23 protein-coding genes and 1 pseudogene are annotated in these 25,741 nt (G+C 59.4%); 15 read left to right on the top strand and 9 right to left on the bottom strand.

The window, feature by feature from the left end; translation table 11 throughout:
- Positions 1–113: 113 nt before the first annotated feature.
- Entirely contained in the window at positions 114–1,373 is a 1,260-nt protein-coding gene (locus tag BCF11_RS03655) for an MFS transporter (protein WP_098493531.1), read from the bottom strand.
- 140 nt (positions 1,374–1,513) lie between these two features.
- On the opposite strand from BCF11_RS03655, the gene BCF11_RS03650 reads away from it, so the two are divergent.
- Positions 1,514–2,428 (top strand): LysR family transcriptional regulator, encoded by a 915-nt coding sequence (locus BCF11_RS03650; RefSeq protein ID WP_098493530.1) that lies wholly within the window; start codon positions 1,514–1,516, stop codon positions 2,426–2,428.
- 142 nt (positions 2,429–2,570) lie between these two features.
- Positions 2,571–3,763 (top strand): annotated as a pseudogene (locus tag BCF11_RS03645) (ISL3 family transposase).
- A gap of 265 nt (positions 3,764–4,028) precedes the next feature.
- Here BCF11_RS03645 and BCF11_RS03640 read toward each other — a convergent pair.
- The 6 genes from BCF11_RS03640 to BCF11_RS03615 form a co-directional block, all read right to left on the bottom strand.
- Positions 4,029–4,538 carry a DUF1993 family protein gene (locus tag BCF11_RS03640; RefSeq protein WP_098493529.1) on the bottom strand — a complete coding sequence of 170 codons (510 nt, stop codon included), beginning with the start codon at positions 4,536–4,538 and terminating at the stop codon, positions 4,029–4,031.
- A 93-nt stretch (positions 4,539–4,631) separates the two neighbouring features.
- The gene (locus BCF11_RS03635) at positions 4,632–5,216 is read right to left on the bottom strand and encodes a DUF4429 domain-containing protein (protein ID WP_098493528.1); all 585 of its coding nucleotides are present in this window, start codon (positions 5,214–5,216) and stop codon (positions 4,632–4,634) included.
- A gap of 200 nt (positions 5,217–5,416) precedes the next feature.
- On the bottom strand, positions 5,417–7,192 hold the full coding sequence (locus tag BCF11_RS03630) for a glutamine--tRNA ligase/YqeY domain fusion protein (RefSeq protein WP_098493527.1): 1,776 nt from the start codon (positions 7,190–7,192) through the stop codon (positions 5,417–5,419).
- Positions 7,193–7,383: 191 nt separating this feature from the next.
- Positions 7,384–8,178: a LytTR family DNA-binding domain-containing protein gene (locus BCF11_RS03625; RefSeq protein WP_098493526.1), complete on the bottom strand. Its 795-nt coding sequence runs from the start codon at positions 8,176–8,178 to the stop codon at positions 7,384–7,386.
- Complete coding sequence (locus tag BCF11_RS03620) at positions 8,175–9,287, bottom strand: sensor histidine kinase (protein WP_098493525.1); 1,113 nt, start codon at positions 9,285–9,287, stop codon at positions 8,175–8,177. Before BCF11_RS03620 ends, BCF11_RS03625 begins: the two co-directional genes overlap by 4 nt.
- Entirely contained in the window at positions 9,284–9,568 is a 285-nt protein-coding gene (locus tag BCF11_RS03615) for a 2TM domain-containing protein (protein ID WP_233212352.1), read from the bottom strand. The genes BCF11_RS03620 and BCF11_RS03615 overlap by 4 nt, the downstream gene beginning before the upstream one ends.
- A gap of 218 nt (positions 9,569–9,786) precedes the next feature.
- Here BCF11_RS03615 and ugpQ point away from each other — a divergent pair, with 218 nt between their 5' ends.
- The 6 genes from ugpQ to BCF11_RS03585 all read left to right on the top strand — a co-directional run bounded on the left by ugpQ (position 9,787) and on the right by BCF11_RS03585 (position 16,844).
- Positions 9,787–10,563: a glycerophosphodiester phosphodiesterase gene (gene ugpQ / locus BCF11_RS03610; protein WP_098493523.1), complete on the top strand. Its 777-nt coding sequence runs from the start codon at positions 9,787–9,789 to the stop codon at positions 10,561–10,563.
- Positions 10,564–10,687: 124 nt separating this feature from the next.
- Positions 10,688–11,275 carry a hypothetical protein gene (locus BCF11_RS03605; protein ID WP_098497308.1) on the top strand — a complete coding sequence of 196 codons (588 nt, stop codon included), beginning with the start codon at positions 10,688–10,690 and terminating at the stop codon, positions 11,273–11,275.
- Positions 11,276–11,337: 62 nt separating this feature from the next.
- Entirely contained in the window at positions 11,338–11,562 is a 225-nt protein-coding gene (locus BCF11_RS03600) for a hypothetical protein (protein ID WP_098493522.1), read from the top strand.
- A 274-nt stretch (positions 11,563–11,836) separates the two neighbouring features.
- The gene (alaS, locus tag BCF11_RS03595) at positions 11,837–14,461 is read left to right on the top strand and encodes an alanine--tRNA ligase (protein WP_098497307.1); all 2,625 of its coding nucleotides are present in this window, start codon (positions 11,837–11,839) and stop codon (positions 14,459–14,461) included.
- A gap of 123 nt (positions 14,462–14,584) precedes the next feature.
- Positions 14,585–15,139 carry an NUDIX domain-containing protein gene (locus BCF11_RS03590; RefSeq protein WP_098493521.1) on the top strand — a complete coding sequence of 185 codons (555 nt, stop codon included), beginning with the start codon at positions 14,585–14,587 and terminating at the stop codon, positions 15,137–15,139.
- A gap of 115 nt (positions 15,140–15,254) precedes the next feature.
- Positions 15,255–16,844 carry a rhomboid family intramembrane serine protease gene (locus BCF11_RS03585; protein ID WP_098493520.1) on the top strand — a complete coding sequence of 530 codons (1,590 nt, stop codon included), beginning with the start codon at positions 15,255–15,257 and terminating at the stop codon, positions 16,842–16,844.
- Here BCF11_RS03585 and BCF11_RS03580 read toward each other — a convergent pair.
- On the bottom strand, positions 16,841–18,202 hold the full coding sequence (locus BCF11_RS03580) for a DUF4013 domain-containing protein (RefSeq protein ID WP_098493519.1): 1,362 nt from the start codon (positions 18,200–18,202) through the stop codon (positions 16,841–16,843). The genes BCF11_RS03585 and BCF11_RS03580 overlap by 4 nt on opposite strands.
- Positions 18,203–18,468: 266 nt before the next feature.
- Here BCF11_RS03580 and BCF11_RS03575 point away from each other — a divergent pair, with 266 nt between their 5' ends.
- From BCF11_RS03575 to BCF11_RS03560, 4 genes are all read left to right on the top strand, one after another.
- The gene (locus BCF11_RS03575) at positions 18,469–18,696 is read left to right on the top strand and encodes a sulfurtransferase TusA family protein (protein WP_038491550.1); all 228 of its coding nucleotides are present in this window, start codon (positions 18,469–18,471) and stop codon (positions 18,694–18,696) included.
- A gap of 400 nt (positions 18,697–19,096) precedes the next feature.
- Positions 19,097–19,849 (top strand): electron transfer flavoprotein subunit beta/FixA family protein, encoded by a 753-nt coding sequence (locus BCF11_RS03570; RefSeq protein ID WP_098493518.1) that lies wholly within the window; start codon positions 19,097–19,099, stop codon positions 19,847–19,849.
- Positions 19,850–19,939: 90 nt separating this feature from the next.
- Positions 19,940–20,869 (top strand): electron transfer flavoprotein subunit alpha/FixB family protein, encoded by a 930-nt coding sequence (locus BCF11_RS03565; RefSeq protein ID WP_098493517.1) that lies wholly within the window; start codon positions 19,940–19,942, stop codon positions 20,867–20,869.
- 123 nt (positions 20,870–20,992) lie between these two features.
- Entirely contained in the window at positions 20,993–22,783 is a 1,791-nt protein-coding gene (locus tag BCF11_RS03560) for an acyl-CoA dehydrogenase (protein WP_098493516.1), read from the top strand.
- 265 nt (positions 22,784–23,048) lie between these two features.
- Here the strand turns inward: BCF11_RS03560 and BCF11_RS03555 are convergent, their stop codons facing one another.
- Positions 23,049–23,468 carry an NINE protein gene (locus BCF11_RS03555; protein ID WP_098493515.1) on the bottom strand — a complete coding sequence of 140 codons (420 nt, stop codon included), beginning with the start codon at positions 23,466–23,468 and terminating at the stop codon, positions 23,049–23,051.
- A gap of 529 nt (positions 23,469–23,997) precedes the next feature.
- Here BCF11_RS03555 and rpsP point away from each other — a divergent pair.
- The 3 genes from rpsP (at position 23,998) to trmD (ending at position 25,681) form a co-directional block, all read left to right on the top strand.
- Complete coding sequence (gene rpsP / locus BCF11_RS03550) at positions 23,998–24,252, top strand: 30S ribosomal protein S16 (protein WP_038491540.1); 255 nt, start codon at positions 23,998–24,000, stop codon at positions 24,250–24,252.
- 47 nt (positions 24,253–24,299) lie between these two features.
- Complete coding sequence (gene rimM / locus BCF11_RS03545) at positions 24,300–24,863, top strand: ribosome maturation factor RimM (protein WP_098497306.1); 564 nt, start codon at positions 24,300–24,302, stop codon at positions 24,861–24,863.
- A 68-nt stretch (positions 24,864–24,931) separates the two neighbouring features.
- On the top strand, positions 24,932–25,681 hold the full coding sequence (gene trmD / locus BCF11_RS03540) for a tRNA (guanosine(37)-N1)-methyltransferase TrmD (protein ID WP_098493514.1): 750 nt from the start codon (positions 24,932–24,934) through the stop codon (positions 25,679–25,681).
- The last annotated feature ends 60 nt before the right edge of the window (positions 25,682–25,741 follow it).

Raw genomic sequence — 25,741 nt, 5'->3', positions numbered from 1 at the left:
AACTTCACTCTGACCCCACTTAGCGGATCACGGAGCACATGCCTCTGTCCATTTTGTGGCGATGCCATGGATCATGAAACTCTCAGTAACTTGCTGCGCTGTGTGCCTACGATTCAATGTTTCTGCAGCGCGCCAATCACCAACGTCGCCATGGCGTAAGCAATACCCAGCAAGCAAACCGAACCCCAGCCACCATTGACCCAGGCTAACGCCGCGCTGGCCGCTCCGAGCGCGCCGCCGACGAAAAAGATCCCGACAAATAAACCATTCAATCGGCCACGCGCTTCTGGCTGCAGCAGGTTGATGGCGCGCCGGCCTAGCGTCTGGTCGGTGGTGACGCCGGCATCCAGGCCGATGGCAGCCAGCACCAGCATGGCGATCGCCGGCAAGGGATGCGCCGCCACCGCAAATCCGCCCCAGCCGGCGCCGGCGACGCCTGCCAGCAGCAGGGCTCCGATCATCAGCAGATGCGCCGCATGGCTGGCGGGACGGGTCCAGCCGCGGTCGCCGATACGGCCGGCGAGCGGCGCGGCGATGGCGCCGGCGGCGCCGGCCAGCGCAAACAGGGCGATATGACGCTGGTCCAGATGGAAGGGCGCTTGCGTCAGCAGCAGGGCGACGGCGGTCCAGAACAGGCTGAAGGTGGCCATCGCCAGCGCCGCGGTCAGGGCGCGCCGGCGCAGCACCGGCTGGCTCAGCAGCAACTGCCACAGTGATTTGATCAAGGCCAGGTAAGACAAGCCGGCGAACGGTTGCCGCCTCGGCAACGTGCGGCTCAGGGTGGCCGCCACCAGCGCCACCGATAGCGTCAGCACCAGGTACAGCAAGCGCCAGCCACCGAGATCCACCAGCAGGCTGGCCAGCGGCCGCGACAGCAGGATCCCCAGCATCAGGCCGCTCATCACATTGCCGACCACGCCGCCACGCTGCGCTTCGGGCGCCATCAGGGCGGCCAGCGGCACCATGATCTGGATTGCGCTGGAAGCGCTGCCGGCCAGGAAGATCGCCAGCAGGAACAGCCAGCCGGAAGTCGACACCGCGGCAGTCGCCAGGGCCAGTGCGCAGCAGGCCAGCAGGTGCACGATCAGCCGGCGGTTTTCCAGCAGGTCGGCCAGCGGCACCAGCAGGATCAGGCCGGCGGCATAGCCCAGTTGCGGCAGCATGGCGACCATGCCGCTCAGGCGGGCATTGAGGCCCAACGCCGCTGCGATAGTGGCGATCAGGGTCTGGGTGGCGAACAGGTTGATTACGGTGACGCCGACCGCGGCGGCAAACAGTAGCTGCAGCGTGACTGTGATGCCGTCGCTGGCGGCGGGGACGCTGCTGGAGCGTGTCGCCGGGTAGGCGGCGTTGGGAGGCAAGGGTGCATTCATGGCATTTTTCACATGGCAAGGCTGACAGCGGGAGCGGCGGAGTCCGTTCCCTGGCAAACGGTTTTTCATTGCAGTGATTGTGCATCTGCGATCTTTATGCTACAAGTGAATTATTATCATAACTATTATGCGAGTTTGTTATGAATACCCATGATATCGAAGCCTTTGTCGCCGTGGTCGAAACCGGTTCGATCATTGCAGCCGCTACCCGCCTGCATCTGACCCAGCCCGGCATCAGCCGGCGCGTCCAGAGCCTGGAAGACAGGCTGGGAGTGGCGCTGCTTGAGCGGCAGTCGAAGCCGCTCAAGCCTACCGCGGCAGGCAGGGAAGTCTACGAGCGCGGCCGCCGCGTGTTGGGTTCGGTAGCCGATCTGCTGGCCGGGGTAGAACCGGGTTCGCAAGCGAGCGGCGAATTCCGCCTGGGGGTGGCGCCGTTCCTGGCGGAACTGGCGCTGACCCATCCGATTGATTGCCTGCGCAGCGAGTTCACCAAGCTGACCTTGCGCATTACCACCGGCTGGTCGCCAGCCTTGCTGACTCTGCTGGAAAGCAATGCGATCGATGCGGCGGCGGTGGTCTTGCCGGACGATGTCATGCCGCCTAATACCCTCACGGCCCATCTGCTTGGGCATCAAATGCCCTTGATCGTCGCCAGCCAGGCATCGTCGTTGTGCAGCAATGGCAGCGTATCTTTGGCGCAACTGGCAACTCATGCCTGGGTGCTGAACCAGGATGGCTGCGGCATACGCCGCTCCATCCGGCACACGCTGGATGCGGCGCGTTTGCCGGTCGATGTTGCGGTCGAAACCTTCGGCACCGAGTTGCAGCTGTCGCTGGTGGCGCGCGGCATCGGCATCGGCATGATCATGCCGGGGGCATGGGCGCGCAGCGCTTTCCGCGATCAGCTGAAAGTGCTGGAGGTGCCTGAGTTCAAGGGCGGCGTGAACACCTGGCTGATGCATGCCAGGACTCCCGGCCGGCTGGCGGCGCCGATCGAACGCTTGCGGCTGGACATGAGTGCGATGCTGGAGGAAGAGCTGCATCTGCTGTCTTGAATGGTGAAATGCCGTGACAGCGGACAGCAATAAAAAAGGTTCTTCACGGATTATCGGGAAGTAATCTAGAAATGGGAAAGCGGTGAAGTAAGTTTAAACTTGTTGTGCGACCAACAGTTTCTACCCAACCCCACCGCTTTCAATGACGGATAATAATCTTGACCTCCCATTCTGGGAAGGCTTTCGCGTCTGGAATTTTGACCGACGCGACGACGACACTTGGATCAGCCTTGTGCCCACTGACGGCGCGCCAATGATTTGCTCCGGCTGTGAGCAATCTTGTTCCCAAGTTCACGAGACCTCATACGTGACATGCCGATGCTCGGCGATTCTGTGTGGCTGCAGGTGAATCTTCGGCGGCTGCGCTGCGATTCCTGTGGCACACGCACCGAGCGTGTGAAGTGGCTGGATCGGCACGCACGCATTACTCAGCGTCTGGCCCAATTCGTTGGTCTATGGTGCGAGAAGCTACCTGCGGCTCACGTCTGCAAGCTGTCCGGGCTGCACTGGGAAACGGTGCGCAAGATCGACCGACAACGCCTGGAGGGTAAATTGGCTGAGCTGCCTGACGCCCAGCCAACCAGGCTAGTGATGGATGAATTCGCGCTGTTCAAAGGACATCGCTATGCCACGGTTGTCCTCGATGCCGACACGCGCCGCGTTCTCTGGGTTGGCGAGGGTCGTAGCAGAGAGGCAATTCGCGTGTTCTGTGAATGGCTAGGGCCGGCGCGTTGCGCCGATATAAAGGCAGTGGCCATGGACATGAATACGGCTTTCGACCTCGAAGTCCAGCTGCATTGCCCGCAAGCCAGAGTGGTCTACGACCTGTTTCATGTGATTGCCAAATACGGTCGGGAGGTGATCGACAGGGTGCGCGTGGACGAGGCCAATCGCCTTAAAGGCGATCTCCCTATGAGGCGTGTCGTCAAGCGCGCCCGATGGCTGTTGTTGCGCAATCGCAGCAACGTGCCGTCCGAGCAGCAGCCGAAATTGGACGAACTGCTAGCTGCAAACAAAGCATTGATGACGGTCTACATTATGAAGGCCAGTCTGAAGGAACTATGGCAGGCCACTAGCGCTTGGCATTGGCGCAACGCCTGGCGCGCCTGGCTAAAGATGGCCCATGACAGTAGCATCGAGCCACTACAGAAATTTGCCAAAAAGCTCAAAATCTACTGGCGTGGAATCATAGCCAGGGTACGCTGGCCGATGCACACAGGGCAGCTCGAAGGAATTAACAATCGCATCAAAGTGATGAAGCGCATGGCATACGGATACCGGGATAGCGCCTTCTTCTTCCTGAAGATTAAAGCCGCCTATCCCGGTAATCCGTGAAGAACCATAAAAAAGCGGCCCGCGGCCGTAATGCTGTTCAGTTAGGGCAGAACGACATGGCGTAGGGTGGGTACTCCGTGCCCACGCAGTATCATGGATATTCGTGTCCCTGCCATTCGTGCCCCGGCTACGCCCCCCGGCCCGTCCGCGTGGGCACGGAGTGTCCACCCTACGAGTTCCGCAAATAAAAATGCCGTTCAGTCTTAACTGAACGGCATTAGGCCCGTGGCCGCTTTTTCAAATCAACAGAAAAATCCTGTCGGGCTTAGTAAGCGCCCATGAAGTCGCGCTTGCCGATTTCCACGCCGTTGTGGCGCAGGATGTCGTAGGCGGTGGTGACGTGGAAAAAGAATTGCGGCAAGCCGTAGCCCAGCAGGTAAGTTTGGCCGTTCAGTTTCTTTTCTTTCGGCGTGCCAGGACGCAAGACGATTTCCAGCGTTTCGCTGCCATCGATTTTTTCCGCCGGCAAGCCGTCGATAAATGCCAGCGTCTTCTGGATGCGGGCATGCAGGTCGGCAAAGCTTTGTTCGCTATCTTCATAGGAAGGAACTTCGGCGCCGGCCAGGCGTGCCGGCACGCTCTTGGCGAAGTCGGCGGCGATCTGCACCTGGCGCACCAGTGGGAACATGTCCGGGAACAGGCGTGCCTGCAGCAGCGCGTTCGGATCGATCTTCTTTTCAGCGACGTGCGCTTCGGCTTTTGCCAGGACGTCGCTGAGGGCGTTCAGCATTTGCTTGAAGACGGGAATGGAAGTGCTGTACATGGAGATGGTCATGAGTATTCCTTGGTTGGTGGTCGCGTGATGCGGGAGGAAAGGTGCATGATTATAGTGCTTGCGTGGCGAGTCCGCTGAGCGCGGCTCAAACTGCTAAAGACCCAGCAATTTGCGCTTGGCGGCGACCCAGTCGGCGCGTGAAATCAATCCCTGCTTGTACTGTTCCGCCACCCGGTCCAGCTCATCGAAATCGACCGGCAGGCGTTCTGCAGGGATTATCAGGGCAGCAATTGCAGGTGTAATGATTGCAGGAGCGGTCATTTCGGGCGTGGTTGTCTCGGATGCCGTTATTTCAGGTGCAGTTGCTTCGGCTGCTGTTATCTCTGGCGCCGGCAACAGCAGCATCGGCGCTGGCTGGTTAGCCGCGATCTTTTTTTCAACAGCGGTTTTCAGCAACGTGAAGCGGGACAGTTGCCGGCCGCTAAATAATACGGTGTTGCCATCGCTGGCGGCGCGGATCAGGCTGGCGTCCACTGCTTCGTCATCGACCAGGAAAAAGCGGATATAGCCGTTGCTGAGGAGGTTGGGCAACTGGATGCGGACCCCGTTCAGCTCAGTCAGCAAGATATCCTTGTCGCTATTGCGGGCCTGTGTCAGGCGGGCCATGGCGCCCGCGCGCTTGATCTGAATCCGGTCACTGAGTAGCGTTACCTGGCCGTTAACGCCCCGTACTTGCATCTCTACCTGTATAACCGCTAGCCCCACGTCTGCTTACCTTGTATTTACTTTTACTGTCTATTTGGCGTTATATCAGCGCATAACGTTGATGCTTATAGTCAGTTAATGTAACACCGGCTGCAAAATGAATAAAGACGCCAGACCGAATTTACGGTCTGGCGTCTTTCTTTATTGCTGCATGGAAAAACTGAGGCAGGCTGTTACTTGCTCCAGCTATCCTTCAAGGTGACAGTCCGGTTGAACACTGGCTTGCCAGGCACCGAGTCAACGCGGTCGGCGATGAAATAGCCATGCCGTTCAAACTGATAGCGCTGTTCCGGCTTGGCATCCTTTAGGCCCGGTTCGAGATAGGCGGTGATCACTTCCTTGGCGTTCGGATTCAGGGTCGCCTTGAAGTCCTTGCCGCCGGCATCCGGATGCGGATCGGTGAACAGGCGGTCGTACAGCCGCACTTCGGCTTCCAGCGCATGGGCCACGCTGATCCAGTGGATATTGCCCTTGACCTTGTAGTTGGCGCTGCCTTCCGTGCCGCTCTTGCTGTCAGGAAAGTATGTGCAATGGACGGCACTGACCTTGCCGTCGGCGTCTTTATCGAAGCCGGTGCACTCGACCACGAAACCGTGACGCAGGCGGACCCGGCTGCCAGGCTTGTCGGCTGTCGGCGGAAACAGGCGGAAATAGCCTTTGACCGGCGTTTCCATGAAATCTTCCTGCTCTATCCATAGCGTGTTGCTTATCGGAAAATGACGCAGTGCGGTAGCGTGTTCCGGATGCGCCGGCGGATAGACCGGTGCATGGCAGGCCACTGTCTCGCCTTCAGGGAAATTGTCGATGATCAGTTTCAGCGGCCGCAGCACCGCCGACGCGCGCGGCGCCTTCGGGTCGAGGTCTTCGCGCAGCGCGCCTTCCAGCGAACTCATGTCGATCCAGCCGTCCGACTTGGTGACGCCGGTGCGGTCGCAAAACAGTTGCACCGACTCAGGCGTAAAGCCGCGGCGGCGGATGCCGACCAGGGTGGGCATGCGCGGATCGTCCCAGCCGTCGACGATGCGTTCGTCCACCAGCTGGCGCAGCTTGCGCTTGCTGGTGATCACATAGGTGACGTTGAGGCGCGAGAATTCGTACTGGTGCGGCACTGGTTTTTGCAGGAAGCCGGCGCTGCTCAGGTGTTCCAGGATCCAGTCGTAGAACGGCCGGTGATCCTGGAATTCCAGGGTGCAGACCGAGTGCGAAATGTTTTCCAGCGCATCGGAAATCGGATGCGTGTAGTCGTACATCGGGTAGATGCACCACTTGTCGCCGGTACGGTGATGGTGGGCATGGCGGATCCGGTAGATGGCCGGGTCGCGCAGGTTCATATTGGGCGAGGCCATGTCGATCTTGGCGCGCACGATGTGTTCGCCATCCTTGAACTCGCCGGCTTTCATGCGGCGGAACAAGTCCAGCGACTCGGCAGCAGAGCGGTTGCGGAACGGTGAGTCCTTGCCGACTTCGCCGAAATTGCCGCGGTTGGCGGTCATTTCGTCGGCGCTCTGACTGTCGACATAGGCCAGGCCGGCGGTGATCAGGTACTCCGCCATTTCATACAGCTTGTCGAAATAGTTGCTGGCGAAATAAAGATGCTCGCCCGTGCTGTCTTTCCAGTCGAAGCCGAGCCAGCGCACGCTGTCGATGATGGTGTCGACGTATTCCTGTTCTTCTTTTTCCGGATTGGTGTCGTCGAAGCGCAGATGGCAACGGCCGGCGTAATCGCGCGCCAGGCCGAAGTTGACGCAGATCGACTTGGCGTGACCGATATGCAGGTAGCCGTTAGGTTCCGGCGGAAAGCGCGTGACCACTTGCGGCAATGGCTGACCCTGGCTGTCCTGGCGGCCGGCATAGGCGCCAGCCGTCAAATCGGTTTCGATGATGCCGCGCAGGAAATTGGACGAGGCAGGGGCAGGTGGGGTGTGGCCGTTGGTGTGATCTGTGCTCATGGAGGATTTATTTATACGCTTTGCAGAATGAGGTGATGACTCATTTTACCGTAGCGTGGCGCTTTGCAGGCAGCCCACTAGGGATTTTGTTGCACTGCGGTTTAGCAATCGCAAAAAGGCTGATGGGGCGCGCGAATTTGTTGTCAAAACGATATCCCGGCCGCCATCAGTCCCGTGCAAAGCGCTGTCCCCTACATTTGCTTGAAAAGATACGCGAATACCCGGCTGACCGCCAGGCTTTCGCCACGGCCGCGCAGTTTCAGGGACAGCTTGCCGCTTTCGTCGCGTATCGCCATCTGGATGCACTGGTGGTTGACGATGGTGCCGCGGTGCACCTGCCAGAACTGGCGGCTGTCGATCTGCGGCAGCAATTCCTTGAGGCTGGTGCGTATCAGCGATTCGCTGTCGGCGGTGACGACGTTGATGTATTTGTCGCTGGCTTCGAAATAGATCACCTCGTTGATCGGGATCATGCGGATCTGGTTGCCGACTGCGGCGCGTATCATGGTCAGCGGTTCGGTATTGGTGCGGGGTTGCATATTGTGCAACTGGCCGATCAGGCGGTCGAGCGCGGCATTGCCGTCGCCGTTTTGTTGCAGGCGCTGCTGCAGGCGGGCGATGGTCTTGCCCAGGCGGGCATCGCTGATCGGCTTCAGCACGTAATCGGCGGCGGCATGTTCGAAGGCGGAGATCGCATATTCGTCGTAGGCGGTGACAAACACGATCAGCGGGAACGCTTCATTCTCCGGCCATTCCTCAGCCAGTTCCTGGGCCGCTTCCAGGCCGCTTTTGCCGGGCATCTTGATATCCAGGAACAGGATGTCGGGACGCTGCTTCAAGGTTTGTTCGACCACCGCCAGGCCGTTGTCGACGCTGGCGACGATCTGCAGTTCCGGCCACAGGCGCTGCAAGGCTTGCAGCAGCGCCGCCGCCAGGATCGGTTCGTCTTCGGCTATCAGGGCGCGCAGATTGGATGGTGTAGTCATGACAGGACAGGTAGTTGGAGTTGGGCGGTGACGCCATGCGGCAGATTGGGCTTGACGCTCAGGCTGGCCTGCGAACCGTACAGCGCCTGCAGACGTTCGTGGATATTGCTGAGGCCGATGTGGCTGCCGTGGCTGGCAGGCGTCTGTAGCGGTTCGGCCGCCAGCCCGAGGCCGGTATCGCTGACGTCGAGCAGCAGCAACTGGCCCTGGCGGCTGGCGCTGACTTCGATGCGGCCGCCTTCGATCTTCGGTTCCAGGCCATGCTTGATGGCGTTTTCCACCAGCGGCTGCAGCAGCATCGGCGCAATCACGGTATCGCGCAGCGCCGCCGGCAGTTGCAGTTCGAAGCTGAGGCGGCTGCCCATGCGCAGCGACATCAGTTCCAGATAGGCTTCCATCAGGCTGAATTCCTGCGCCAGCGTGGTTTGCTCGATGCGCGAGGAAGACAGCGAAGCGCGCAGGAATTGGATCAGCTGGTCCAGCATCTGCTGCGCCCGTGGCGCATCCAGCGCGATCAGGCTTTGCAAGGTGGCCAGCGTATTGAACAGCATATGCGGTTCGATCTGCGCCTGCAGCATCTGCAGCTGCGCCTGCAAGGCTTGTTTTTCGACGGCGACGGCGCGCGCTCTTTCGGTGGCGGCCTGGTTGCGCAGTTCGGCCAGCGTGCTGAGGTTCCAGAAAAACAGGGTGGCGCCGACGCAGACCGAAACTGTCAGGATAACCAGGCCGAGGCCGCTTACATTCATATACATAGAAGAAAAATTATCTGTGGGCAGTCCGAGCAGCAGGTCGGCCAGGCGGATGCCGATAAATTGGGCGATGCCTGCCGCCACCAGTATGTAAGCGAGGAAATGCACTTTGGGCGGCGAAGCGTTGCGCCAGACCAGCGAGCGGCCGGCTTCAATCAGCACCATCGCCGTCAGGCCTATGCACAGCGAAAACACCAGGTTAGGCAGGAACTGGTCGCTGAGGCGCATCACGTAAGTCACAATCACGGCGCACATGACGTCGATGCCGAGATTGATGTACAGGGTGCGCAGCAGACGCCGCGCCAGCGGTTCGGCGGTGGGCGGCAATGCGCTTGGCGGTGTTGTAGTGCTTGGCTTCATGTTGGCGGAGTAGGGTGATGTTTTTGTAATTCTCGTTCTATCATGCGCTGCTTCCACTGCGCACCCGGGTCTCTGAGGAACACCGCCAGGCCGTGAAACAGCAAGCCGATGCCCCAGCCCAGGAGCGGTCCCAGCACCCAAGGCTGACCGGGATTATGCAAGAAATTCAACAGCAACAGGCCGCTGTTTACAATCAAATAGACCGCCAGGTGCAGATAAAAGCCGATTTTCCGTTCGACCTGGCGGCGGGCGTCCTGCAAATTCTGGTTGGCGTCGTTCATGGCAGTCCTTGCTGGAGTGGGAATGAGGCTATTCTGGGCCGGCTCGCTATCGCCAAAAAGCGGTATGCGACGAAAGCGGGATTGCATGGCGCGAATCGCCGCCGGCAGTCGCCGATTGCCAAAATACTTAAATCCATTAAGAATGAGGTTAACGACAGCAGCACATGCTTGCAAAATACGCCTGTCATTCTTGTTTATTCGATAGAAAGAGAAGATTCATGTGGCCTTATCCCAAAATAGTCGCGCATCGCGGCGGCGGTACGCTGGCTCCGGAAAATACCATTGCGGCCATGCGCTGCGGCCTGGAGCACGGTTTCCACGCGGTCGAGTTCGACGTCATGCTGTCGCGTGACGGCGTGCCGATCCTGATGCACGATGCTGTGTTCGGCCGCACCGTGCGCGGCGTCGGCAAAGTCGCCGATTTCAACGCTGACCAGCTGACAGCCATGGATGCCGGCAGCTGGCTGGGGCCGCAGTTTGCCGGCGAGCGCATCTGCACTTATCGCCAGGTGCTGGACTTCTGCCGCCAGAACGCGATCTGGATGAATGTCGAAATCAAGCCGGCCGAGGGTTTTGAGATAGAGACCGGACGCGTAGTGGCGCAGCTGACCGAGGAAGTCTTCGAGGCCGAACTGGCGGCTCACGCAGCAGCAGGCCAGGGCACCTGGCCGGATCCGGCCTTGCCCTTGTTTTCTTCGTTTTCCTTTGATGCGCTGCGCGCCGCCCAAGTCGCGGCGCCGGACATCCCGCGCGGTTTCCTGAGCGACGCCATCGAGGACGACTGGCAGCAACGGCTGGTGGAGCTGGATGCGGTGGCCCTGCATACCAATCACAAATACCTGTCGCCGATGCAGGCCCAGGCGGTCAAGCAGGCCGGCTACGGCCTGTTTTGCTATACCGTGAATACGCCGACGCGGGCGACCGAGATACTGGGCTGGGGCGTGGACGGTTTGTGCACCGACCGGATCGATCTGATTGCGGCCGACTTTGCCTAATATTTGGTTTTACGATTCGTTACATGGCTTACAAATCCTTGGTCGGCGTACCGTCATGGCTGGCGTTTAAGGTCACATGAGCAAGCTGCTCATCAGCCCAACCAGCCTAACCGAAAGGATTACCATGAAAACCACAAAATCGATCTCCTTCCTGCTGACCGCGCTCGTGACCACCTTGTTGGCAGCGCCGGTCTTCGCCCAGACCGCCGCCAGCGAAACCCAGCGCAACGTCAACCAGCAGAACCGGATCGAAAGCGGCCTCAAGTCCGGCCAGCTGACCACGCGCGAAGCCGGCCAGCTGGAGCATCAGGAAGCCCGGGTCGACCGCACCGAAGCCAATGCCCTCAAGAACGGCAACCTGAGCCCCGCGGAAAAAGCCCGGATCCAGGGCATGCAGAACAAGGTCAGCCAGAATATCAATGCAGACAAGCATAACGGCGCGGTCGGCAATCCGAACTCGGTCTCCAGCCAGCGCATGCAGGCCGATGTGCAGCGCAACGCCAATCAGGAGCAGCGGATCGAAAACGGCATCAAGTCCGGCAGCCTGGACAAGCGCCAGGTCGGCAATCTGCAGCGCGGCGAAGCGCATGTCGACCGCACCGAAGCCCGCGTTGCCCGCAACGGTCATGTCAACGCAAATGAACAGGCCCGCGTTAATCGAGTGCAGAACCGAGTTTCAGGTCGTATTCATCGTGACAAGACGAATGGCTGATCCTGTGTTATCTTTAGTGCAATAAATTCACTTGTTTTTATTTAACTGAAAAGGATTTCAAAATGAAGATCAATAAATTGCTGGCTGCCGTAGTTGTCGCTGCTTTCGCTCTGCCAGTCATGGCGCAAACCGCTGCTCCAGCCCCGGCTCCAGCGCCTGCAGCACCGATGGCCGCTCCTGCTGCCGCTGCTCCGGATGCAGCTCCAGCCGCAGCCGCGAAAAAGCACAAAAAGCATCACCACAAGAGCCACAAGATCACAGCCACACCAGTGAACAAAGGCGCTTAATAGCGCGCAGTACGGCTGCGCAGTGCAGCGGATACCGGGGCGGATTCAGGCCGGATTTATCTGAATTCCTTACCTGATATCATTGAAAGCCCGCCGGGAGTGATCCCGCCGGGCTTTTTTCATGCACTTCCTGCTGAATCGCCCGGCAGGTATCACGTATAATCGAAGGTTTGCAAAAGTACTTATTTGGCAACGCCGTATGGACCGGCCTCCGGTTTCGTCGCGCTGTCGAATGTCGATTGCCTTTATTCCGTTTCATTTTTTGCCCAAGAACATGAACTCAGCCGAAATCCGCGAAAAGTTTCTCAAATTCTTTGAATCCAAAGGGCACACCATCGTGCGCTCGTCGAGCCTGGTCCCCGGCAACGATCCGACCCTGCTGTTTACCAACTCCGGTATGGTGCAGTTCAAGGACGTGTTCCTGGGCACCGAAAAGCGCAACTACGTGCGCGCCACCTCGGTGCAGCGCTGCCTGCGCGCCGGCGGCAAGCACAACGACCTGGAAAACGTCGGCTATACCGCGCGCCACCATACTTTTTTCGAAATGCTGGGCAACTGGTCGTTCGGCGACTACTTCAAGCACGATTCGCTGGTCTGGGCCTGGGAGCTGCTGACCAAGGTGTACGGCCTGCCGGCCGATAAACTGTGGGCCACGGTGTATGAAACCGACGACGAAGCCTACGATATCTGGCACAAGGTCATCGGTCTGCCGAAAGAACGCATCGTGCGCATCGGCGACAACAAGGGCGCGCCTTACGCTTCGGACAATTTCTGGCAGATGGCCGACACCGGTCCGTGCGGCCCTTGTTCCGAGATTTTCTACGACCACGGTCCTGACGTCTGGGGCGGTCCTCCGGGCAGCCCGGAGCAGGACGGCGACCGCTACATCGAAATCTGGAACAACGTGTTCATGCAGTTCGATCGCCAGATCGACCCGAAAACCGGCGCCGCCACCCTGACGCCGCTGCCTAAGCAATGCGTCGACACCGGCATGGGCCTGGAGCGCCTGGCCGCGGTGTTGCAGCATGTGCACAGCAACTATGAAATCGACCTGTTCCAGCGCCTGATCAAGGCCGCCGCGCGTGAAACCAATATCACCGACCTGGCAAACAATTCGCTGAAAGTGATCGCCGATCACATCCGCGCCTGTTCCTTCCTGGTGGTCGACGGCGTGATCCCCGGCAATGAAGGCCGCGGCTACGTGCTGCGCCGCATCATCCGCCGCGCGCTGCGCCATGGCCACAAGCTGGGCCAGACCAAGCCGTTCTTCTACAAGCTGGTCAAGGACCTGGCGCTGGAAATGGGCGCTGCCTATCCCGAGTTGCCGGCGGCTGCCGAGCGCGTCGAGCAGATCCTGAAGCAGGAAGAAGAGCGCTTCGGCGAAACGCTGGAACACGGCATGAAGATTCTGGAGGCCGAGCTGCTCAAGAATCCGAAGAAACTGAGCGGCGCCACAGCGTTTACCTTGTATGACACGTTTGGCTTCCCGCTGGATTTGACGGCGGATATCTGCCGCGAACGCGAAATCGAACTGGACGAAGCCGGGTTTGCGGCAGCCATGGAACGCCAGAAAACGGCAGCGCGCGAGGGCGGTAAATTCAAAATGACAGCGGCTGTGGAATACAGCGGCGACAAGACCCGTTTCGTCGGTTATGACGAGCTGGCGCATGAAGCCAAAGTGCTGGCCTTGTACGTGGATGGCAGCGCGGTGCAGAAAATCGAAGCCGGCCAGGACGCCATTGTGGTGCTCGACACCACGCCGTTCTATGCTGAATCTGGCGGCCAGGTCGGCGACTGCGGCGTGCTGGAAGCCGCCGGAGCGCTGTTCGCAGTGACCGATACGCTGAAAATCCAGGCCGAAGTATTCGGTCATCACGGCAATCTGCGCAGCGGTTCGCTGGCGGTCGGCGACAAGCTCAACGCCAAAGTCGATATCGCGGTGCGCGGCCGCACCATCCGCAATCACTCGGCCACCCACCTGATGCACAAGGCATTGCGTGAAGTGCTGGGCGCGCATGTGGCGCAAAAGGGTTCGCTGGTCGACGCCGACAAGACCCGTTTCGATTTCAGCCACAACGCGCCGGTCAGCGCCGATGAAATCCGCCGCATCGAAGAAATCGTCAACCGCGAAATCCTCGCCAACGTCGCCACCGAAGCTAAATTGATGTCGTTCGACGATGCCGTCGGCGCCGGCGCCATGGCCTTGTTCGGCGAAAAATACGGCGATGAAGTGCGGGTGCTGTCGATCGGCACTTCGCGTGAATTATGCGGCGGCACCCACGTCAGCCGCACCGGCGATATCGGCTTGTTCAAGATCGTCGGCGAAGGCGGCGTTGCCGCCGGTATCCGCCGTATCGAAGCGGTCACCGGCGAAGCCGGCCTGGCGCTGGTGCAAAGCTTGAGCAACCGCGTCAGCGAAGCTGCCGCTGCATTGAAAGCGCAGCCGGAAGAACTGACCCAGCGCATCGCGCAGGTGCAGGATCACGTCAAGGCGCTGGAAAAAGAACTGAGCAGCCTGAAGTCGAAGCTGGCGGCCAACCAGGGCGACGAGCTGGTGCTGCAGGCGGTCGACGTCAACGGCATCAAGGTGCTGGCGGCGACGCTGGAAGGCGCCGACAGCGCCACTCTGCGCGAAACCATGGACAAGCTGAAAGACAAGCTGAAAACCGCGGCCATCGTGCTGGCTGCGGTCAAGGATGGCAAGGTCAGCCTGATCGCCGGCGTCACTGCCGACGCCACCGCCAAGGTCAAGGCCGGCGAGCTGGTCAACTTCGTCGCCCAGCAAGTGGGCGGCAAGGGCGGCGGCCGTCCTGACATGGCGCAGGCCGGCGGCACCGATCCGAGCGGCCTGGCGGCGGCCTTGCAGGGCGTTGCGGCCTGGGTCGGCGAACGGGCCTAAAGCGGCTCTGAGCCAGCGGTCCTGAAAGCGGGACCGACAAAGCGGGAGGCATCAAATCGCAGTAGTATCGCGGATTGGTTCTTCCCGCTTTTTTCATTCCGTCTCCAACCAATAACAACCATCATGAGTGAATTCAAATACTGTCCGGTCTGCGCCGCGTCGCTGGTACAACGTGCTGATGAAGACGAAGGCGGCAAATTGCGCCTGGCTTGTCCCGAGGGGCACTGGACGCATTGGGACAATCCGCTGCCGGTGCTGGCCGCGATCGTCGAGATCGACGGCAAGATCCTGCTGGCGCGCAATGCGGCATGGACGGAGGGCATGTTTGCGCTGATCACCGGATTCATGGAACGCGATGAAACGCCGGAGCAGGGGATTGCGCGCGAGCTCAAGGAAGAAACCAACCTCGACGCCCAGCAGATCAGCCTGGTCGGCGTGTATGAGTTCATCCGCAAGAACGAACTGATCATCGCCTATCACGTCAAGGCCACCGGCACGGTCCGGCTATCACCAGAGTTGCTGGAATACCGCCTGCTGGAACCAGCCGCATTGCGGCCGTGGCGCGCCGGTACCGGCCATGCCGTGGCCGACTGGATGCAGGCCCAGGGTTTGGCGGTGGAGTACGTCGAGCGGCCACTGTTGCAGCCGGCGCAGCCTGAACCGGCCTTGAAAGCGTGAGGCAGGACGTCCGGCCAGGCCGGAAGAAAGCCGATGCGTAAAAAATAACGGTGCCGGGTGGCAATGACTGGGTAAAATCACGCTATCGAAAATTCTGACCTGCTCCTGAGCCGCCATGCTGATCATCCCGGTAGACCGTAAACCAGACTGGAGGCGTCCGCCGCTGGTCACGATCCTGCTGGTGCTGGTCAACCTGTTGATCTATTTCGGTATCCAGTGGGGTGAACGCAGCCATATGGAGCCGGCTGCCGAGTATTACCTGGTCGAGTCGCGCCTACCGGAATTCGAATTCCTGGCCTATGCCCGTTTCCTGGAAAACCAGAACAAGCCGGAGGCAGGCGCCGCCATGCGCAAGGGGCTGGAGCGCTGGCGCCAGATACGGACGCGCGCCGAGCTGGCCACTGCACGAGACGGCAGGCAGGCTTCCCTGAAAGACTACCAGTCGCTGATCGAGCGCTGGTATGTGCTCGACGCCGACGGTAAATTCGGCGCCTTGATGCTGCAGCCCAAGCCACCGCTGCTGGGCACCGTCGATGCCGACGACCTGGCGGAGTGGAAAGAGCAGCGCGAACACTATTTGACCATACGCAGCCGCAGCTTCACCGAGCGCTATTCGCTGATCCCGGCGCAAGCCGGCGAGCGGCCGCTCACCTTGCTCACCCATATGTTCCTGCACGCCAGTGTCGAGCATGTGCTGGGCAACATGGTGTTCCTGGCGATGGTCGGCTATGCGGTGGAAATATTGCTTGGAGGCGGCTGGTTCCTGCTGTTCTACCTGCTTTCCGGCCTGCTTTCAGCGGCGTTCTACCTGCTGTTCGAAGGCGACAGCATGGTGCTCTCGCTGGGTGCTTCCGGCGCCATTTCCGGCGTCATGGGCATGTACACGGTGCTGTACGGCTTGCGCAAGATCCGCTTCTTTTACTGGTTTCTGTTTTATTTCGATTTCTTCAAGGCGCCGGCGCTGATCATGCTGCCGATCTGGGTCGGCAAGGAAGCCTTCGACCTGCTGTTTGGCGGACCCACGAACACCAATTACTACGCCCATATCGGCGGCCTGCTGGGCGGCGCCCTGCTGGCCTTGATCTATCGGCTGCTGGCGCGCGGCAAGCTGGCGCAGGCGCACGCCAGCTACGTCTCCAATGGCGACGACGACAAGCTGCTGCGGAGCTTGCAGCAGAGCGCCTATGCGGCCCTGGCCCGGCTCGATTTCGAACGCGCCCGGCGCGACTTCAGCAGCCTGGTCAGCAAGACGCTGGCGCAGCACAAGACGCCGCAGCCGGACTGGCTGCTGCAGCTGTTCAATCTATCGAAGGGCGCGCCGTCCTCGGCGGCTTTCCACAAAAGCGCTGAGATGCTGCTGTGCCTGCCGAAAGGACGCTTCGACGAAGAAAAAATCCATCAGGTTTATCTCGACTATGTCGCCAGCGCGGAACCGCGGCCGCTGCTTAGCAACGACCAGTCGCTGGCGGTGGCCCGGCGTTTCGCCATGAACGGCCAGCCGCAAACCGCCGCCGCCATCCTGCAGATCCTGCTGGTGACTGCGCGCCAGCACCAGCAGCTGCCGCAGTTGATACAGTTTGTCGCCCGCGGCTTCATGACAGCGGGCAGGAAGGACAAGGCGCAGCACTATCAGCAGCTGTTGCAGCGGCAATTTCCCTTGAGCGAAGAAAGCCGCTGGGTTTCCAGTCCCGGCAACCGTTATTAAACCGTGCCTGAGGCAGGTTCCGAAGTCTGGGTCAAGCCCTCGATCACTGTTTTGTATTGCAGTGCTTCGGCGGCGGCCGGGCTGCCCGGCCATTGTGCAATCACATGGTTGAACAGTGTCAGGGCGCGCGCATCCTGGCGCAGATGGTCGGACAGCAGTTTGCCGGCCAGCACCAGCACCGCCGCTACATCCTTGTGGCGCGGCGCGCGCTTGTGGAAACCTGAGACGATTTCCAGCGCGACCTGGTGGTCGCGCACGCCGGCGGCAGCGGCGGCAATCTCCAGCACGTGATCGGGATTGTCGATTTTGAATTCCGGATTGAGCCGGCGCGCCTGCTGCCATGCTTCGCCGATGCGGCCGGCTTTGCCTGCATGCGCCAGCGTGAACAGATGGCGCGGCGCATATTCCAGTTGCTTGCTCTTGTCGCCTTTCAACAGAAGCAGCTTGGCATAATGCGCCGACAGTTGCGGATTGAACTGATCGTAGCGCAGTTCTTCCCAGATCATTTCCATCGCCATATCGATATTGCCGTCGCGAATCAGCGCGCCGACCTGCTGCGCCAGGATGTCGTCGTCGCTCAAGGGGCGGTTATTGCGGCTGCTGGCAAGCGCATTGATTTCAAAATTGCGGTCCGGCGAATAGCCGATCTCTTGATGGTATTGGTACATCGTATAACCCATCAGATTGAAGCCGACCAGAGTGAAATAAGCGCACGCGAAAATAGCCAGTGCGATCAGCACGGCGAGTGGTAATTTACCGACAAACAGCATGATGACAATCGGCGCGCATTGGCCTAGTATGAAACTAAAGACCCATAGCGCCAGATAGGGCCAGCCGCAGGCCTTGATCATCTTGAAGACCCTGAGTGGATTGATGGCGTCGCTGAAGCTATGGGTGTAGCCGAGCACCATGACGCTGGCCGGCAGCATCAGGTTGGCGATGGCGGCTGCCAGCAGTCCCAGCATGGGATGGAACGAGGTCAGGACGCCAACGAAAAAGCCTTGCACCATCATGATCAGCAGCAGCTTGTACGGCGACATCTTGTGGGCGTCGTCAGCCTCGTCAAAATCGGCGCAGCGTAAATTGCCGAGCGAGGTTTGTTCCAGGATGCGAAACGCCAGGCGCGTCAGGTCGATGGCAAAGCCGATGCCGACCAGGATCGCAATGGTGAGAATAAAAGGGGAGAAGCCGCCATCTTCGTCGTTGCTGCCGAGCAGCCAGAGGCCGGTGCCGATCAGGGCGTAGACTGCCGGGTGCCAGATCAGCTGGCCCTGTAGAGGGTAGAGGAAAAATTGAGGCAAGCGCTGCCAGAACGGTGTGATGTTGCTGAAGGGCTTTTCGCCATGGCTGTCCCGCATGCTCGTTTCCTCGGAATTTGTCACTAGACGGGAGCTGGGAAGCCCGGCGACTGTGCTTGTTATTATGTTTATTGCAGTGCGATACTTGTCAGTTGGATATTAGCATGTAGATGCGCAGAAAGATTGTATTAAAGACATATTTGCTATTCGCCATGCTGTTGTAAAAATGATTGATGGTATGTTGCGATGCGTCAAACGCAGCATCGTTTGGAGTAGAATCAGTAAATAGCAGCAAATGTTAAAAATCTTTACATTACGAAGTGGTTATGGAATTTAATAAAGAACTCGACGCCCGCGGTTTGCACTGCCCACTGCCGATTTTGAAAACCAAGAAGGCGTTGGCGGACATGCTGAGTGGAGAAGTACTGCGTGTGCTGGCTACCGACTCCGGTTCAGTGCGCGATTTCCAGGCATTCGCAAAGCAGACCGGCAATGATTTGCTGGAACAGAGTGAAGAAAACCGAGAATTCATTTTCTTCATGAAGCGCAAGTAAGCAGCCAGCTGCTTGAACCGGCGCTTGTCTTTTCCTTGATCATCGTGTCATTGTTGTGAACGATTACCGCACGGCCTGCGTTCTGTAGGCCGTACCTTGCTTGAACTGCAGCCTGCTTTTCCCTCCTCTGTCTTTCCTTTTCGTCGCCTGCATCCCAGGCCGGCAGCCATATTCCCAAGCTGAACATTGCCTTGAAAGTGTCTTGTTTTACAAGATCTGGGTGCGATTAGGTGATTTGCTCTAAGATTTAATAGAACGATCGTGCTAAATTTCAGCGTCGAACCGAATTCTCTCTTATAATTCCCAATTGAGATTTACGTAAACGTTAACCTTGCGTCACCGCGACTATCCGCGTCAATTCAGGTTCCAGATTTTTTTATTTCAATAAAAAGGCATAACGATGAAAGTATTAGTACCAGTCAAGCGTGTCGTCGACTACAACGTCAAGGTGCGGGTCAAGTCCGACGGCAGCGGTGTAGATATTGCCAACGTCAAGATGTCGATGAATCCGTTTGACGAAATCGCGGTGGAAGAAGCCACGCGCCTGAAAGAAGGCGGCAAGGTCACTGAAGTGATCGCGATTTCCTGTGGCGTCGCGCAATGCCAGGAAACCCTGCGCACCGCGATGGCGATCGGCGCCGACCGCGGCATCCTGGTCGATACCGCAGACACCGACCTGCAGCCGCTGGCAGTGGCGAAACTGCTGAAGGCCGTGGCCGACAAGGAACAGCCGCAATTGATCATCCTCGGCAAGCAGGCGATCGACGACGATTGCAACCAGACTGGCCAGATGCTGGCCGCGCTGCTGGGCTGGCCGCAAGCGACTTTCGCATCCAAGGTGATGCTGGAAGACGGCAAGGTGATTGTGACGCGCGAAGTCGACGGCGGCCTGGAAACCATCGCCCTGACGCTGCCGGCGATCATCACCACCGACTTGCGCCTGAACGAACCGCGCTACGTGACGCTGCCGAACATCATGAAAGCCAAGAAGAAAACCCTGGACGTGTTCAAACCGGCCGATCTGGGTGTGGACGTGACGCCGCGCCTGAAGACACTGAAAGTGGTGGAGCCTGCCAAGCGCAGCGCCGGCATCAAGGTGCCTGACGTAGCAACGCTGGTCGCCAAGCTGAAGAACGAAGCCAAGGTCCTGTAAGCGCAGCAAGCGCACTTACCGGACACTCATCAAGAACCAGGCGCAGCGCTGCAAGAATGCAGGCGCGCGTCAACAAAATCAGGAGCCCACATGACAGCCTTAGTCATCGCTGAACACGATAATGCCTCGTTAAAAGGCAGCACTCTCAATACCGTTACCGCCGCCAGCCAATGCGGCGGCGACGTCCACGTGCTGGTCGCCGGCAGCAACTGCGGCGCCGCCGCGCAAGCCGCCGCCCAGCTGGCCGGCGTCAGCAAAGTACTGGTCGCCGATGCGGCTTATTTCGCCGACGGCCTGGCGGAGAACGTCGCCGAGCAAGTATTGGCCCTGGCTGCGGCCTACAGCCACATCCTGGCGCCGGCTACCGCCTACGGCAAGAACATCCTGCCGCGCGTAGCCGCCAAGCTGGACGTCGGCCAGATTTCCGAAATCACCAAGGTCGACAGCCCAGACACTTTCGAGCGTCCGATCTATGCCGGCAATGCGATCGCCACCGTGCAATCGAGCGACGCGGTGAAAGTCATCACCGTCCGCACCACCGGTTTCGACGCGGCTGCCGGCGGTGGTTCCGCTGCCGTGGAAAACATTGCTGCAGCAGCCGACTTCGGCAAATCGGCCTTCGTTTCGCGCGAACTGGCGAAGTCGGACCGTCCTGAGCTGACCGCCGCCAAGATCATCGTTTCCGGCGGCCGCGGCATGGGCTCGGCGGAAAACTTCAAGATCCTGGAACCGCTGGCCGACAAGCTCAACGCAGCGATGGGCGCCTCGCGCGCCGCGGTCGATGCCGGCTTTGTGCCGAACGACTGGCAGGTCGGCCAGACCGGCAAGATCGTCGCCCCGCAGCTGTACATCGCCGTCGGCATTTCCGGCGCGATCCAGCATCTGGCCGGGATGAAGGATTCCAAGGTCATCGTCGCCATCAACAAGGATGAAGAAGCGCCGATTTTCTCGGTGGCGGATTACGGCATTGTCGGCGACCTGTTCGAGATCGTGCCGCAACTGGTGGCTGAGCTGGGTTAAGCCGACGGGCCTTAGACGGGCGCCGCCAGCCGGCGCCTGTCGAAAATCGAATGCATAAGGGGTGGTAATGTGAATGCTGGCAGCGCCAGGTTCTCGTACCACCCCGATTTTTAGGAGTAGCTCATGAGTTATGTCGCCCCGTTGAAAGACATGCTGTTCGTATTGAACGAACTGGCCGGTCTGGAGCAGGTCAGCACGCTGCCCGGTTGCGAAGACGCGACCCCGGAAACCGTGGAAGCAGTGTTGCAAGAGAATGCCAAGTTTTGCAGTGAGGTAGTGGCGCCCCTGAACCGTAGCGGCGATCAGGAGCCAAGCTATTGGCACGATGGCGAAGTCACTACCAGCAAGGGTTTCAAGGAAGCCTTCAAGGCGTTTGCCGAAGCCGGCTGGCAGGGCGTGCAGCATCCGGTCGAGTTCGGCGGCCAGGGCTTGCCGAAGCTGGTGGCGACGCCTTGCATCGAGATGCTGAATGCAGCCAATCTTTCCTTCGCTCTGTGCCCGCTGTTGAGCGACGGCGCGATCGAAGCGCTGCTGACCGCCGGCAGCGACGAGCAAAAGCGCATCTATCTGGAAAACCTGGTGTCCGGCAAATGGACCGGCACCATGAACCTGACCGAGCCGCAAGCTGGTTCCGACCTGGCGCTGGTGCGTACCCGTGCCGTGCCGCAGGGCGACGGTACTTACAAGATTTCCGGCACCAAGATTTTCATCACCTACGGTGAACACGATATGGCGGAAAATATCGTGCACCTAGTGCTGGCGCGCACTCCGAACGCACCGGAAGGCGTGAAGGGCATCTCGCTGTTCATCGTGCCGAAATTCATGGTCAACGCCGACGGTACGCCGGGCGCGCGCAACGACGTCCATTGCGTCTCGCTGGAACACAAGCTCGGCATCAAGGCCAGCCCGACCGCGGTGCTGCAGTTCGGCGACCATGGCGGCGCGGTCGGCACCCTGGTCGGCCAGGAAAACCGCGGCCTCGAATACATGTTCATCATGATGAACGCGGCGCGTTTTGCTGTCGGCCTGCAAGGCATCAGCGTGGCAGAGCGGGCTTATCAAAAAGCCGTGGGATACGCCAAGGACCGAGTGCAGTCGCGCGACCTGGCCGGCTCGGCAGGCGCCGTGACCATCATCCATCAGCCGGATGTGCGGCGGATGCTGATGAGCATGCGCTCGCAGATCGAAGCGGCGCGCGCACTGGCCTACGTCACCGCGGCGGCGCACGACGCCGCCCATCACCACACAGATGAAGCAACCCGCAAAGCCAACCAGGCGTTCTATGAATACATGGTGCCGGTAGTCAAGGGCTGGTCGACCGAGATCTCGATCGACGTGGCCTCTACCGGCGTGCAGATCCACGGCGGCATGGGCTTCATCGAAGAAACCGGCGCTGCGCAGTTCTATCGCGATGCGCGGATCCTGACGATTTACGAAGGCACCACGGCGATCCAGGCCAACGACCTGATCGGCCGCAAGACCGCACGCGACGGCGGCGCTGTCGCCAAGGCGATCATCGCCCAGGTACGCGCTACCCAGGCGGAACTGGCGGGCAGCGGTGCGGCCGACCTGGTGGCGATCGGCAAGCAGCTGGCCAGCGGCGCCGATGCGCTGGAGCAGGTGGTCAGCTATGTGGTCGACAACCTGAAAAGCGATATCAAGGGTGTGTTTGCCGGCAGCGTGCCGTACCTGAAGCTGGCCGGCATCGTGCTGGGCGGCTGGCAGCTCGGCCGTGCGGCGCTGGTGGCAAAGCGCAAGCTGGCCGAGGGCGCCGGCGACAGCGGCTTCTACCAGGCCAAGATCGGCACGGCGCGTTTCTTTGCCGAGCATATCCTGTCCCAGGCCGAGGCTTACCGCATCTCGGTAGTCGACGGCAGCAGCGGCGTGATGGCGCTGACGGAAGATCAGTTCTGAGATCGCTTCAAGTGTAAAAAAAGCAGCCTCGGCTGTAATGCCGTTCAGTTAAGACTGAAGGCATTTTTATTTGCGGAACTCGTAGGGAGGGCACTCCGTGCCCACGCGGACGGGCCGGGGCGCGTAGCCGGGGCACGAATGTCAGGGACACGAATATCCATGATACTGCGTGGGCACGGAGTGCCCACCCTACGCCATGTCGTTCTACCCTAACTGAACAGCATTACAGCCTCGGCTGCTTTTTTTTTGTGGCTCATGGGCTGGTTCAGCCGTAGGCGCCGCCGGTGTACATCAGGTCGAAGGTGCGCGCAATCGCGCCGATCAGGCCAATCGCGCCTATGCCCAGGGTCAGCACCACCAGCAGGACCACAAACCAGCTGGAGTCCGATTGTCGGCCGGAATCGGCATTGTATCTGGCGTCCCACTTCTCATCCGGGGTCAGGCCGATGAGCAGCGATTCCAGAAAGGCAATCAATCCGGAAACAATCAATGGTCCGAACAGGAATGCGGCCTGCTGATCCTTGCCCCATAGCCAGTAAGCCAGCAGCGAAATTGGCAAGGAAGAAAGATGCAGCCAGCCCCAGATATCGCTGAATCCCTTCAGGTAAAACCGGTGCAGGCCAATGCTGCCGAATACAGTAGCGAGGAAAGTGGTGAGTGTCTTGTTCTTGTGGGGTGATGTCATTGGCGGGGAGTTGAGTGGTTTGTCTGGTCCATGCGGCAAAAAAGGAAGGCAAAAGTACACAATTTGCCTCAAATACGGAAATTGCTCATATACTAGCGCCCTGAGCAGGTAGTTCGCCGAAGAAAAACGATGTAATTGCTGCCATGCGTCGTTGCAAATACTCGCAAGGGTCCACCCTTGCTCCGTTTTGCGCCTAGCCTGGCACCAATTGCATCATTTTTCTCACTCGGCGAACTACCTGCTCAGGGCACTAGCACCGTTATCGCTACTGATGTTGCTAACACGCATCGTAAGCATCGGACAGCGAATTGAGGGCTCAGTGTACAGCCTGTATCAATTGACTGTCACTGATAGCACCCACCCAGAGCGCCTGCTACTTGCTCACAGAGCAGTACGGCGATTTTTACAGCCTGCAACTACCTTTTGACGTGGTGACGCCACACCGATGACCAGCTTTGGTTGCGGGGTAGGCATAATTTGCGTTATAATTTGCGGCTTTTTCCGTGTTCGAACACTTTTTGGAAACATTATGGTCGTTATTCGTTTATCCCGTGGTGGCGCAAAGAAGCGTCCTTTTTACAACATCGTAGCTACTGATTCGCGCAATCGCCGTGACGGTCGCTTCATCGAGCGCATCGGTTTTTACAATCCGGTAGCGTCCGGTGCTGAAGAGACTTTCCGTATTGCTCAGGACCGCCTGACGCATTGGCAAGGTGTTGGCGCGCAAATGTCGCCGACAGTTGCACGTCTGGTTGCTGACGCTGCCAAGAAAACTGCAGCTTAATTTTGCAACTGAGTCTGCAGCCTGAACCGTTGAGCGCGTTAGCAGAAATGTCGACCACAGCACAAACCGGGGCAGCAATACCTTCGGATCTGGTGGTGGTCGGTTACATTACCGGCGCTTACGGTATCAATGGCTGGGTGCGGATAAAACCGTATTCGGCGGATGCAGATGCGTTGTTGAACGCCAAGACATGGTGGCTGGGCCGGCAGAATTCGCCGGAACTGCGCGATGTCGACATGCTGCAGGCGAAGAACCACAGTGGCGACATTGTGGCGCGCCTGATGGGCGTGGCAGGGCGCGATGCAGCCGAGGCCATGAAGGGCACCGTGGTGCACATTCCACGCAGCCATTTCCCGGCGCTTGACGACGATGAATTCTATTGGGTCGACCTGATCGGCTCGGTGGTTGACAATCTGCAGGGCGAGCATCTGGGCGTGGTGGCTGACCTGATGGACAACGGCGCGCATCCGATTCTTCGGATTACCGTGCCGGCAGTCGAGGGTCAGGACAAGGCAGCACCGGAATTATTGATCCCCTTCGTTGAGCAGTTCGTCAAGACGGTGGATCAGGCTGCAAAGAAAATCACGGTTGACTGGGGCCTGGATTATTGAATCCGGACTACGCTCCAGGCAACTGAAGCGGCAAACAAGATCGCAAGCGAAACAAGAAGGTGAGCGGTATGCAATTTGATGTCGTCACTCTGTTTCCCGAAATGTTTGCCGCATTGACGCAGTCGGGCGTGACCCGGCGCGCGTTTGAACAGAAAAGATGTGAGCTGGCGTTGTGGAATCCGCGTGATTTCACTACCGACAATCATCGTACCGTGGACGACCGGCCTTATGGCGGCGGGCCTGGCATGGTGATGATGGCAAAGCCGCTGGAAGCTGCGCTGGAGGCAGCCAAGGCGCGCCAGCTGCAGCAAAGCCTGCCGGCGCCAAGGGTGATCTATCTGTCGCCGCAAGGCCAGCCATTGACGCATCAGCGCGTCATGGAATTGCGTAGCGAGCGGGGTCTGGTATTGCTGTGCGGCCGTTATGAAGCGGTCGATCAGCGCTTGCTGGACCGTTGCGTGGATGAAGAAATCAGCCTCGGCGATTTCGTTCTGTCCGGCGGCGAACTGCCGGCGATGGCCTTGATGGATGCGGTAATCCGGCAATTGCCGGGCGTATTGAATGATGGCGCTTCGGCGGTCGAGGACAGTTTTGTCAATGGCTTGCTGGATTGTCCGCATTACACCCGGCCGGAGCAGTATGAAGGCGTGCCGGTGCCGCCGGTCTTGATGGGCGGCCATCACGCCGAGATTGAAAAATGGCGGCGTCAGCAAATGCTGTCGGCAACCGCGAGGAAGCGCCCGGATCTGATTCAAAAGATACGCGCAGCAGGCTTGCTCAGCGCCGCAGATGAAAAGTTTTTACGGAATATGGGCTGAGCGCGCGAGCGTGCGGCCATGTCGGAGTAGCAAGCAGCAGTAAAAGTAGTACCGACGGGA

This window comes from Collimonas sp. PA-H2, assembly GCF_002564105.1.
Taxonomy (GTDB): domain Bacteria; phylum Pseudomonadota; class Gammaproteobacteria; order Burkholderiales; family Burkholderiaceae_D; genus Collimonas.
The sequence above is the reverse complement of the archived record's forward strand: the minus strand, read 5'-3'. Positions and strand labels throughout refer to the sequence as shown.